Origin of the sequence: Kosakonia sp. WA-90, from assembly GCF_039871955.1 — a bacterium.
Classification (GTDB): domain Bacteria; phylum Pseudomonadota; class Gammaproteobacteria; order Enterobacterales; family Enterobacteriaceae; genus Kosakonia; species Kosakonia oryzendophytica.
Window position 1 is genome coordinate 1 of the sequence record NZ_JBDPLJ010000016.1, and the last position, 1,798, is coordinate 1,798.

Here is a 1,798-nt window from a genome sequence, read left to right on the forward strand (position 1 = left end):
GAACACCCGGGAGAGCGGGGCGGAGACGGGGGAGGCGCGGCTGACGACGGATACGGCGCTCACGGCGGCGGTGGTGACGCAGGCGCGGCGTCTGGGGGTCAGTCCCGGCGTGCTGTTCCACACGGCGCTGGCCCGCGTGCTGGCGCAGCTCTGCGGGCGTGACGACGTGGTCTTCGGCACGGTGCTGGCGGGCCGTCTGCATGCCGGAGGCGCGGGCACGCCCGGAATGTTTATCAACACGCTGCCGCTGCGGCTTTCGCTGGCGGGAGAGGGCGTGCGGGATGCGGTGCTGAACACGCGCAGTGCGCTGGCCGCACTGCTGGAGCATGAGCAGGCGCCGTTGTCGCTGGCGCTGCGGTGCAGCGGGGTGCCGCACCCGCTGCCGCTGTTCAGCACGCTGCTTAATTACCGCCACAGTCCCGGCGAAGGCGGTCCGGAAGGGCTGGCGGGGATGACCCTGCTGGCGTCGGAAGAGCGGACCAGCTACCCGGTCACCTTTTCGGTGGATGAGACCGGGGCGGGGTTCACCCTGACGGCGCAGACGGCGGCGGGGATAGCGCCGCAGCGGATGGCGGGTTACCTGCTGACGGCGGTATCCGGTCTGGTGTCGGCGCTGGAAAGCGAACCGCAGCGTCCGCTGACGGATATTCCCGTGCTGCCGGCGGACGAGCGGCGGGTGCTGCTGGAGGCGTTCAGTGGCACCCGCCGCGACTACCCGCAGGCGAGCCTTATCCACCGTCTGTTTGAGGCGCAGGTGCGGCGCACGCCGGAAGCGGTGGCGGTGGTGTGTGAGGGGGCGTCACTGAGCTACGACGCGCTGAACCGGCGGGCGAACCGGCTGGCGCACCGTCTGATGGCGCTGGGCGTGCGGCCGGATGCGCGGGTGGCGGTGTGTATGGCACGGAGTGCGGAGACGGTGGTGGCGCTGCTGGGGATCCTGAAGGCGGGCGGGGCGTACCTGCCGCTGGATCCGGCCAGTCCGGCGGGGCGACTGGAGAGGATGCTGGCGGATGCGGAGCCGGTGGCGCTGGTGAGCGTGAGCGGGCAGGGGGTGCCGCCGGGGTGTGCGGTGCCGCAGGTGTGGCTGGACACGCTGGCCGCTGACGGGGAGGCGGAAACGGAGTGCAACCCGTCCCCGGAAGGGCTGACGTCGCGGCATCTGGCGTATGTGATTTACACCTCGGGCTCCACCGGGCAGCCGAAAGGGGTGATGGTGGAGCACCGCAGTGTTATCAACCTGCATTCAGCGCTGAAGAGCAGGTTGGGTTTGCCACAACCGTGCCGCGTGACAATGAATGCCAGCATTGTCTTTGATGCGTCCGTACAGTGCTGGCTGCAACTGCTGTCGGGGCATACTTTAATCATTGTCCCGGAAGCCGTGCGCAAAGATAGCGGGGCATTTTTGCAATTCTTATTGCGCCATGATGTGGATGTTGTTGATTGCACCCCTGTTCAATTACAAGGGCTTCTTGAGGCTGGTTTGGGCGACATGCGTAACCCACAACCTCGATGGGTCCTCGTTGGCGGAGACGCGATCTCATCTTCAACATGGACAACATTGCAAACAATAAAGCAGATCCGTTTTTTTAATGTCTATGGCCCCACTGAATGCACCGTCGATGCCACTATCTACTTGATTGACAACCGCCTTGCCCTCCCTGTTATTGGGCAACCTCTCGCCAATACACGCATCTATATTCTGGACGAACGGGGCCAGCCGGTGCCGGTCGGCGTGACGGGCGAGCTGTATATCGGCGGCGACGGGGTGGCGCGCGGCTACCTGAACCGTCCGGAACTG

Annotated in this window: 1 protein-coding gene; it reads left to right on the plus strand. The window is 65.9% G+C overall.

Annotated features, from left to right (window positions below):
• The coding region (locus ABGA49_RS16055) for an AMP-binding protein (RefSeq protein WP_347665803.1) at window positions 1-1,798 on the plus strand (1,798 nt) is incomplete at both ends.